Raw genomic sequence first — 9,564 nt, 5'->3', positions numbered from 1 at the left:
CGCGCCCGCCCGGCGGCGGTCAGCCGGTGATACTCGCGCTGCGCCGCCGCGTCGCCGCGGGTGGTGTCGAACTGGCTGATGTCGGCGCCGGAGACGAACGCCGCTTCCCCCGCGCCGGTCAGCACCACGACCCGCACCTCGTCGCGCGCGCCGTACTCGTCGAGCAGGGCGGCGAGTTCGTCCCACATGCCCACCGACATGGCGTTGTGCTTCTCCGGCTGGTCGAACGTCACCGTCGCCACGCCCTCCGCCACCTCGCCCCAGACCCGACCGGCCATGCGCGCCCCCTGCTGCTCCGCGCCCCGACCTTCCCCTGCGCCGCGCGGGACGGCAACCGCCGCCGGTGGCAGACTGCGCCCATGGACGCCCCCGCCCCGCCGATGCCGCCGGTCGATCTTGCGCTGGTGATCGCCCTCGATGGCTCGGCGAGCGTCACCTACGACGAGTTCGGCCTGATGGCGGGCGGCCTTGCCGCGGCGCTGCGCAAGCCGGAGGTCGCGGCCGGACTGCTCGGCGGCATCCGCCGCGCGAGCCTCGCCGCCGTGCTGCTGTGGTCGGCGGCGGACGCGCAGGAGGTCGTGGTGCCCTGGACCCGTCTCGACAGCCCGGCGAGCCTTGCCGCCTTCGCGCAGGCGGTGGAGGACGTGAACCGCCTTGTTCCCGCCTCCACCACCGCGATCGGCGCCGCCCTCGCCGCCTGCATGCGTCTGCTGATCACTGCCCCCGCGACGGCCGGGCGGCTGATCGTCGATGTCGCCGGTGACGGGCGGTCCAATGACGGCATGGACCCGGTGCCGGTGCGCGACCGGATGGTGGCCTCCGGCATCACGATCAACGGCCTGTGCGTCCTGCACGAGGAGCCGGACCTGCTGGAGAGCTACCGGCGCGAGGTGATCGGCGGCCCCGGCGCCTTCGCCCTCACCTGTCCCGACTACGCCGCCTTCGAGATCGCCATGGCGCAGAAGCTTGCGCGCGAAATCGCCTGACCGGTCATGGCGGTGACGCGGGCCCCCGCGATGCAACCGGCGCCGGGCGCCGGTCGTTCCGCTCTCGCAGCCCGCCGCATACACCGGCAACAACCAGGACAACAGGCATGTCGGACGCCACTGCGGGACCGCTGAGCCCCGGCCCGCTTGACGGCGGACCGCTCGAAGGGGTGCTCGGCATCGCCGAACCGCTGCTCGCCGCAACGCGGCTGGGCGACGCGGTGGCGGCGGAGACGACGGAGCTGGCCGAGGCGGTCTCGAAGGAGAAACCGTCCGGCGAGGAACGCGAGCCGATGCCGCTGCCGACCGATCCCCGGTCGATGTTCCTCGGCGGGCTGTTCTTCCTGGCCACCATCGCTTCGCTCTACGTGGCGGCGGACATCATCCTGCCGGTGGTGGCGGCCATCATGCTCAAGCTGCTGCTGCAGCCGGTGGTCCGCGTCGCCGAGCGGCTGCACCTGCCGCGCGCGGTCGGCGCCGTAGTCGCCTTGGTGCTGCTGATCGTCTGCGCCGCCGGGCTGCTGTCCGCGCTGGCCGGACCGGCGAGCGACTGGGCAGGGCGGCTGCCGAAGGCGCTGCCGCGGGTGCAGGAACAGCTCGCGTTCCTGCGCGCCCCGATCGCGGGTCTCACCGACCTGCTGCACCAGGCGGAGGCGCTCGCCGTCGGCCCCGACGGCGACGTCCCCGTCACCCCCTCGCCGCCGCTGCGCTCGCCCAATCTCGTGGGGGTGCTGTTCTCCCGCACCACGGCGATGGCGGCGACCATCTTCACCACGCTGATCGTGCTGTTCTACCTGCTGCTGTACGGCGAAACCTTCCTGCGCCGGGTGGTGGAAATCCTGCCCCGCTTCGCGTCGAAGCGTCAGGCGGTGGAAATCTCGCTGCGGATCGAACAGGACATCTCCGCCTATCTGGTGACCGTCACCCTCATCAACGCCGTGGTCGGCATCGCGACCGGCGCGGTGATGTGGCTGTGCGGCGTCGACGATCCCCTGCTGTGGGGCACTATCGCCTTCATGCTGAACTACGTGCCGATCCTCGGTCCGCTGGGCGGCATCGTGCTGTTCACCGCCGCCGGCGTCGTCTCCCTCGGCGTGGACTGGGCGGCGCTGCTGCCGGTCGGGCTGTATTTCCTGATCCATGTCGTGGAGGGCGAGTTCGCGACGCCGCTGGTGCTGGCGCGGCGCTTCACCATCAACCCCGTCGCGGTGGTGCTCGCCCTGGTGTTCTGGTTCTGGCTGTGGGGCATGCCGGGCGCGATCCTGGCGGTGCCGATGCTGGTCATCACCAAGATCATCTGCGACGCGCTGACGCCGCTGCGCGCCTTCGGTCACTTTCTCGAAGGGTGAACGTCCCGGCCGCGCGCCGCGGTTGCCTGCCGCGCCTGCCGCCCTAGGATGCGTCCGCAACCCCGACGGAGCCACCGGATGCCCCGCCTCGCGGCTTTTCTCCTCGCCCTCGCCGCCCTCGGTGCGGCCCCTCTCGTCGCCCGTGCCGACCCGCCGGCCGCGAAGCCGGACGATGCGACCGCGCCGAGGACGCGCGCCGAAGCGGTGGAACAGGCAACCGGCCAGGCGTCCGGCCAGAAGACCGCGCCGGTCGATCCCCTGCTGGAAGAGGCGACGGGCCTCTCCGGCTACGTGATGTTCCGCGAATCGGGCGCGCCCGGGCTCGTGCTCGGCGTGGTGCATAACGGCGAGGGCACGGTTCTCGGCTACGGCGAGACGGCACCGGACAGCAAGAAGACGCCGGACGGTCGCAGCCTGTTCCGTCTGAACTCCATCACCAAGGCGTTCGCGGGCGAGGTGCTCGGCTCGCTCGCCGCCGACGGCACGCTGCGGCTGACGGCGACGCTGCAGCACTATGCGGGCGGCGTGCACGTGCCGACCTACACCGGCCGGCCGATCACCCTGCTGGATCTCGCCACCTATTCCGCCGCCCTGCCGCGCGAGATGGGCGACATTCCCAAGGATGCGTGGGCGCGCGGCTGGCCGAGCCGGGCGGACCGCTGGAAGTGGCTGCCCACCTATGAGCTGCCCTGGACCCCCGGCACCGTCGCCTCCTATTCGAATATCGGCTTCGACTTCCTGACCGATGCCATGGCGACCGCCGCCGGCAAGCCCTATGCGACCTTGCTGGCGGATCGCGTGACGCACCGGCTCGGCATGACCGACACGACGCTCACGCCCGATGCCGATCAGTGCGCGCGGCTGATGACCGGCACCGGCCTCGGCGGCAACGGCCCGTGCGCCGACGCGACCGCGACCGAGGGCAGCGGCGGCCTCTACAGCACCGGCGACGACATGCTGATCTGGCTGCGCCACAACCTGGAGGACGACACCCCGGCGCTCGCGCTCAGCCACGCGATCTATCGCCAGCGGCAGGCGATGCCGGCGGCGATCGGCTTCGACGAGGCGGGACAGATGGGCGGGCTCGGCCTCGGCTGGGTGATGGTGCCGGCCAGCGGGGCGACGCCGATGCTGCTCGCCAAAAGCGGCGGCGGCGTCGGCTTCATGAGCTATATCGCGTTTGCTCCCGGCCGCGACGTCGGCGCCTTCGTCGTCGTCAACCGCGCGGATTTCGGCATGTTCGCGAGTCTCATCCACGGCGTGAACGGGATGATCGCGAGCCTCGCCACGCGCTGACGGGCGCGCTCCGCCCGCTCCGCCCCGGCGTTCAGCCCGGCTTCACGCCGTACTGTTCGGCCGGGGCGGGAAAGCGGCCGGCGCGCACGTCCTCGGCATAGGCGGCGACCGCCGGGCCGATGATGCCGCGCAGGTCCGCATAGCGGCGCACGAAGCGCGGCACCCGCTCGAACAGGCCGAGCATGTCGTCGGTCACCAGGATCTGCCCGTCGCAGTCGGGCGAGGCGCCGATGCCGATCGTGGGCGCGCCGACGGCCCGCGTCACCTCGCCGGCGAGATCGCCGGTCACCCCCTCCACCACGATCGCAAAGGCACCGGCGGCATCCATCGCCCGCGCCTCGTCGAGCACGCGCATCCGCTCCGCCTCCGTGCGGCCCTTGGCGCGGAACCCGCCCTCGACCATCGCCGCCTGCGGCCGCAGGCCGACATGGCCCATGACCGGAATGCCGCGCTGGACCAGGAACGCCGTCGTCTCGCCGATGCCGGCGCAGGCTTCCAGCTTCACCGCGTGGCAGCCGGTTTCCTGCATCAGCCGCACCGCCGCCGGATAGGCCGCGGCCGGTCCCGCCTCGTACGTGCCGAACGGCATGTCCACGACGACCACGGCGTGGCGCACGCCGCGCATCACCGCCTGCCCGTGCAGGATCATCATGTCCAGAGTCACGCCGACCGTGTTCGGCAGGCCATGCACGACCATCCCGACGGAATCGCCGACCAGCAGCAGGTCCGCATGCGGATCGAGCAGCCCCGCCATCGGCGCCGTGTAGGCGGTCAGGCACACGAGCTTCTCCCCGCCCTTGCGGGCGCGGATCGCGGGGACAGTCAGGCGCGCGGGCTCGGCATGCTTGGACATCGGGTCCTCCCTTGCGGCGGTCTCGTCTGCGACCCTGCTGTGTGCTCTCCTCGGCCGGGGACGCAAAGGGCCGGCCGAGCAGATGCGATACGACGAATACGCGGCGCATGACGCAACCGCCCTCGCGGCGCTCGTCGCGCGCGGCGAGGTGACGGCCGCGGACCTGCTGGAGACGGCGCTGGCGCGGCTCGATGCCGTGGGCGGCGTGCTCAACCCGATCGCCGTGCCGATGGTCGAGATCGCGCGCGCCCGCGCGGCCGGCCCGCTCGCCGGCCCGTTCGCGGGCGTGCCGTTCCTGCTGAAGGACTGGGGACAGGACTACGCGGGCGTCGGCGACACCGGCGGGAGCCGGGCACGCCGCGGCATCGTCGCGGCACGGCACAGCACCTATACGCAGCGCTGCCTCGATGCCGGGCTTGTGATCTTCGGCCGCACCACCACGCCCGAACTGGCGCTGCTGGCGACGACGGAGACCGCGCTGCATGGCCCGACGCGCAACCCCTGGTCGCCCGGCCGCACGCCCGGCGGCTCATCGGGCGGCGCCGCGGCGGCGGTCGCCGGCGGCATCGTGCCGATGGCGGGGGCGTCGGACGGCGGCGGATCGATCCGCATCCCGGCCAGTTACTGCGGCCTGTTCGGCTTCCGCCCCGGCCGCGGCCTGATCCCGCACGGCCCCCAGGCCGCCGAGGGATGGGAGGGCGCGAGTTCCGAGTTCGTGCTGACGCGCAGCGTGCGCGACGCCGCCGCGATGCTCGACATCCTCGCCGGACCCGATGCCGGCGCGCCCTATCCGCTTGCCCGTCCCGCGGTGTCCGGCATGGTTGCGATCGCCCGCCCGCCCGCGCGGCTGCGCATCGGCATGATGACCGAAAGCCCGATCGGCTCCCCCGTCGACGCCGAGGCGGCGGCCGCCGTCACCATCGCCGCCGGGCTGCTCGAACGGCTCGGCCATCACGTCGAGCCGGCGGCGCCCGCGATCGACGGCCGGCTGCTCGCGCGCTGCTTCCTCGATCTGTATCTGGGTCAGGTGCCGGCCGACATCGCCCGGGCGCGCGCGCAGACCGGCGCGGGCATGGGCGCCTTCGAGCTGACGACGCGCGGCCTCGGCCGGCTAGGGCGCGCGCTGCCGGCCGGGGACTACGTCGCCTCGCGCCGGTTGTGGAACGAGTTCGGGCGGGCGCTCGCCGCGTTCTTCGAGGGCTATGACCTGCTGCTGCTGCCCACCGTGGCCGCGCCGCCGCCGCGCATCGGCGCGCTCGATCCGCCTTTCGGCCAGCGCCTCGCGCTGCACGCCCTCGCGATCCCCGGCTTCGCCGCGATGGTGCGCCGGACGGGCCTGCTGGAGACGCTGTCGCGCGAGAACCTTACCCTCGTGCCCTTCACGCAGCTGTCCAACATGACCGGCACGCCGAGCATGTCGGTCCCGCTGCACTGGGGCGCCCCGGCGCCCGGCGAGGCCGCGGTGCCGTTCGGCGCGCAGTTCGTGGGCCCGATCGGCGGCGAGCCGCTGCTGCTCGCCCTCGCCGCCGAACTGGAATCTGCCGCCCCCTGGTTCGACCGCCGCCCGCCCGGCTGATCCGCTGCGCCGTCCGCGGGCAGATCCGACCCCTTACGACCTATTCGCGCCGTCTCGCGCCGGACGTGCTTCCGCTGCGGGCGCCCCCGTGCCACGATCTGCCGGAACATTCCGTTCAGGGATTTTTAACGGTGTCGTCATCAACGACGGATGATTTCCACTGGATCGGTGCCTCCGGCGGGTCCTGGGATGTGCCGGTCAACTGGGACGACACGACGACGGGGCAGAACCCCGCCACCGTCGCGCCCGGCGCCGGCGCGACCGTCGTCATCAACGGCGGCACCGCGACACCCCTGATCGTGAACGGACCGGGCACGGCCGGGCCGCTGCTGCTGGAAGGGCTGATCGAGTTCAACGGCACGATCGGCGCCGGCAGCGTCACCGCCGCCACCGGCGCGGGTGTCGCGGTCTATCCGTCGAGCGCTCTTCACGCGACGAGCCTGCTGGTGCAGTCCGGCGCGACTCTCGGCGCCTTCGGCGCCAGCGCGCAGGTCATGGTTGCCGGCACGGCCACCGTCGCCGGGACGCTCACCGCCTCCGGAGAGTTTGCCGTCGCCGGTGCGGCGTCGGTCGTCCTGACCGGTGGCTTGCTCGACGTTGCCTCGTCCAGCTCCGGCGTCGATGTCGGGACCACGCTGCTGGGCGGCGACGGCTATATCGACATCGAGGCCGGCGCCACCCTGTCGGGCAGCGGCACGTTGTTCGCGGATTACGTCGTCAGCACGCTGATCAGCTGGGGCGACATCGTCATCGACGGGGTGGTGCAGGCGCAGAACATCCAGGCGGTCGGCGCGCTGGACGGCACCGGCACCGTGGAGATCCTCGCCGGCGGCACGTTCACCTCGACGGTCGGAACGCAGGGAACCAGCGCGCTGACCTTCGTGCTGGGCGACGGCTCGCTGCTCAACCTGTCCGACACGCCCGGCGGCCGGACCGCCATCGACTTCCCCAACGCCGGCACGGCGAGCGCGCTGTTCGTCACCGAATATCCGTATCTCAACGGCGGGTCCGTGCCGTTCACAGCCGGCGGCGTCAGCGGGCCGGGGCTGATCAACAACTTCGGCGCCGGCGACCGTCTGATCGCCGCCGCCAACCAGCTGGGCGGCGTGCAGACGGCCACCTACACGCAAGGTGCCAACGGCGCCGGCACCGGCACGCTCGAGCTGATCGCCGGGGATGGCCAGGCGGAGGCCTATTACATCTTCGCCGGCAGCTACACGCTGAGCAGCTTCGTCATCACCGTCAGCCCCGATCCCTACGACAGCGGCGCCTATACCGGGACCTTCCAGGTCGATCTCGCCTCGGGCACCGGCTTCGGGCCAAGCGCCGGCAACGGCGGCCATGGGCTGACCTATGCCGGCCCCTCGGGCGGATCGTGGGCCGACCCCGCCTACTGGCAGGACAGCACCACCGGCAAGAGCGCCGCCGCCGCGCCGGGGGGCGCCGACACCGCGATCATTAACGGCAGCACCGGCTATGCCTTCACCGCCCTCATCGGCGGCGGCAGCGCCGCCACGCTGGAGACACAGGGCAACGTCGCGTTGTCCGGCGCGGTCACGGCGGGGCTGGTCGAAACAGTGGGTGCCGGCCGACTGCTGCTGAGCGCGGGCGGCGTGCTGTCGGCCGGAACGCTGTCGCTCGACGGCACCGGCGACGCGCTGATCGCCTATGGCGTGGACCAGGCGGCGCCCGGCGGCGCCCTGGTGGTCAGCGGCACAGCGACGGTCGCCGACGGCGGCGCGCTGGGGGCCGAACACGGCGGCACCATCCGGCTCGGCGCCCTCGACCTGCGCAACGGCGGCAGCCTGACGGCGGTCAGTCCCGGCGGCGTGGTGCAGAGCGGCACCACCTATGTCGCCGGGCCGGCGCCCTCCTATGCCATCATCGGCGGCCCCGCCGGCCAGACGGCGGCGCCCGGTCAGGTGGTGATCGACGCCGGCGCCACGATCACCGACACCTCCACGACCGCGCTCAGCGAGATCGTGGCCAACACGATCGTCGCCAACGGCGTGATCGACGCGCACTGGCTCAGCCTGTTCGACGACGTGACCGGCACCGGCGCGGCTACGGTGGAGGCGGGCGGCGCGCTGACGCTTTCGGTGCTCGACCCCAACGCGGCGATCGCCTTCACCCTGGACAGCGGCGCCTCGATCAACGTCGTGACCAGCGGCACGATCGGCGGCGGCAACAGCTTCCTGCTGCGGGGGCGCGGCGATTCCGTCTATATCGCCTACGCGACCGCCGAGCCGGCGCCGATCACCGGCCTGACCTACGGCGACGTGATCCAGTTCAACGAAGGCGCGGGTGCCGCCGCCGTCGCCTTCGTGCCCGGCGTGGGCGGCGGCACGCTCGACATCGTCGACGTCAACGGCACCGTGCTCGCGACCGCCTCCCTCGTCGGCACCGGCCTCGCGGGCCTGCCGTATCTCGTCAGCGGTTTCGACGGCGCGCAGGTCGGCGTGGCCGAGCCCGGCAGCTACGGCCTCAGCGCCGGCACCGCGATCGGCAACACGTTCACCTATACCGGGCCGGCGGGCGGCGCGTGGGGCGACGCGAACAACTGGACCGATACCACGACCGGGCTGCCGGCGGCGGTCGCGCCCGGCGCGGCGGATGTCGCGGTGATCGCAGCGCAGAACCCGGCGCTGCCCTATGCCGGATACCTGTACCCGACCACGATGCTGACCGGCATGGGCGCGGCCGCGACCCTCGATATCGACAACGCCTTGCTGCTGCACGGCAGCTTCAGCGCCGGCACGCTGATGAGCGACACCAATCTGCCGTCGGTGGAAATCGACGCCGGCAGCACCCTGACGGTCGGCACGCTGTCGGCCGGATTCGATTTTCAATCGAGCGAGCTGCTGGCGCAGGGGGCCGGCGCGGTGCTCGACGTCACCGGGCAGCTTGCCGCGCCCGTCATTCCCCCGCGCGTTGGGTTCGGGCTGAGCGCCGTGGCGTCCGACGGCGGCCGCATCGCCGCCGCGGCGGTGACCGGCTACATCAGCTTCGCCGCCGCGGACGGCACGCTCGATCTGCCGACCGCGCTCACCGGCGAAGTGCAGATCGGCATGTCCGGCACGGACAACCGCATCGTGTTCGCGACCCCCAACGCCGCGACGCTCGCCGTCGCCGCCGCGATCACCGGCTTCGCCGACACCGACGTGATCGACGTCACCCTCACCACGCCGGTCGATCACGTGGTCTTCGATCAGACCAGCACGGCCGGCGGCGTGCTGTCGCTGATCGGCGCCGGCGGCACCACCATCAGCGCGCTCAATTTCAACGGCAACTTTGCCGGCCACACCTTCTATTCCTACGCCGCCGGGCCGGATACGACGGAGATCGTGCTCGACGTCACCTGCTTCCGCGCCGGCACGCGCATCCGCACGCCCGCGGGCGACGTGCCGGTGGAGACGCTGGCCGTGGGTGACCTGGTGCTGACCGCCGCCGGGGCAGCGCGGCCGGTGCGCTGGATCGGCCGGCGGCGGATCGACTGCCGCCGCC

The 9,564-nt window shown here is 72.6% G+C and carries 7 protein-coding genes; 5 read left to right on the top strand and 2 right to left on the bottom strand.

Annotation, left to right across the window (positions count from 1 at the left end):
* The coding region (locus B8460_RS08645) for an enoyl-CoA hydratase-related protein (protein ID WP_048861189.1) at positions 1-278 on the bottom strand (278 nt) is incomplete at its 3' end.
* An 81-nt stretch (positions 279-359) separates the two neighbouring features.
* Here B8460_RS08645 and B8460_RS08640 point away from each other — a divergent pair.
* From B8460_RS08640 to ampH, 3 genes are all read left to right on the top strand, one after another.
* The gene (locus B8460_RS08640) at positions 360-986 is read left to right on the top strand and encodes a DUF1194 domain-containing protein (RefSeq protein WP_241771149.1); all 627 of its coding nucleotides are present in this window, start codon (positions 360-362) and stop codon (positions 984-986) included.
* A 107-nt stretch (positions 987-1,093) separates the two neighbouring features.
* Positions 1,094-2,335, top strand: coding sequence for an AI-2E family transporter (locus B8460_RS08635; protein ID WP_084623373.1), 1,242 nt, complete (start codon positions 1,094-1,096; stop codon positions 2,333-2,335).
* Positions 2,336-2,413: 78 nt separating this feature from the next.
* Positions 2,414-3,631 (top strand): D-alanyl-D-alanine-carboxypeptidase/endopeptidase AmpH, encoded by a 1,218-nt coding sequence (ampH, locus tag B8460_RS08630; RefSeq protein WP_084623371.1) that lies wholly within the window; start codon positions 2,414-2,416, stop codon positions 3,629-3,631.
* Positions 3,632-3,662: 31 nt separating this feature from the next.
* Here ampH and panB read toward each other — a convergent pair whose 3' ends face one another.
* A complete protein-coding gene (gene panB / locus B8460_RS08625) occupies positions 3,663-4,484 on the bottom strand; it encodes a 3-methyl-2-oxobutanoate hydroxymethyltransferase (protein WP_048861185.1) in 822 nt (273 codons plus the stop codon).
* A gap of 82 nt (positions 4,485-4,566) precedes the next feature.
* On the opposite strand from panB, the gene B8460_RS08620 reads away from it, so the two are divergent.
* Both B8460_RS08620 and B8460_RS08615 read left to right on the top strand, forming a co-directional pair.
* Positions 4,567-6,060: an amidase gene (locus B8460_RS08620; RefSeq protein WP_048861184.1), complete on the top strand. Its 1,494-nt coding sequence runs from the start codon at positions 4,567-4,569 to the stop codon at positions 6,058-6,060.
* 131 nt (positions 6,061-6,191) lie between these two features.
* A partial coding sequence (locus tag B8460_RS08615; RefSeq protein ID WP_048861183.1) for a Hint domain-containing protein occupies positions 6,192-9,564 on the top strand: 3,373 nt, incomplete at its 3' end.

Source organism: Acidisphaera rubrifaciens HS-AP3, assembly GCF_000964365.1.
GTDB lineage: Bacteria > Pseudomonadota > Alphaproteobacteria > Acetobacterales > Acetobacteraceae > Acidisphaera > Acidisphaera rubrifaciens.
This window is presented reverse-complemented; position numbering and strand designations above follow the sequence as displayed.